The sequence below is a fragment of the Morganella sp. B601 genome, assembly GCF_051172335.1.
Lineage (GTDB): Bacteria > Pseudomonadota > Gammaproteobacteria > Enterobacterales > Enterobacteriaceae > Morganella > Morganella morganii.
Window position 1 is genome coordinate 1 of the sequence record NZ_JBPIZE010000025.1, and the last position, 502, is coordinate 502.

Genomic DNA, 502 nt, shown 5'->3' on the forward strand with positions numbered 1-502 from the left:
TCGGTAAATGAATTAAATACGCGCGTATCTGATATTGATGGCAAAGTGACGTCAGCAACTTCTCGGGTGCAAACGTTATCCAGCAAATTAGACAAAGTAAAGGCCGATTTATCAGAGTCAGTTGTTGTTGATCTGGATCTGTCAGCATTAGATGAAAGTACTTATTACCCGATTATTCTCCCTCTGACGACCTCCCGCCGCTATTACTTCAGGGTATTTCGTACGCTGGGGCAATACGGAGATAACAAACCCGGTTATGCAACTCACGGCTCCGGCGGTTTTGCCATGATTGTTGAGTGGCAGGTGAGCGGTTCAGGATGGGGGACTCAGTCTGAAAACCGTATTATTGATAATGTTGACTGGCGATGGACAAACCAGTCTCCTGTCATGGGCCCTGCGCAGTTGACTCACAGCTCGGTGGAATATGTGTATTTACGCGGAGGCGCAAAATATCAGCTGACCAGGCATAAAAGTGTCAGTCACCGGATTGTCACTGATACTT

At 47.0% G+C, this 502-nt stretch carries 1 pseudogene; it reads left to right on the forward strand.

The features are described 5' to 3' along the window. Positions 1-66 precede the first annotated feature (66 nt). Positions 67-502 (forward strand): annotated as a pseudogene (locus ACSBQN_RS19290) (host specificity protein); the annotation flags it as partial.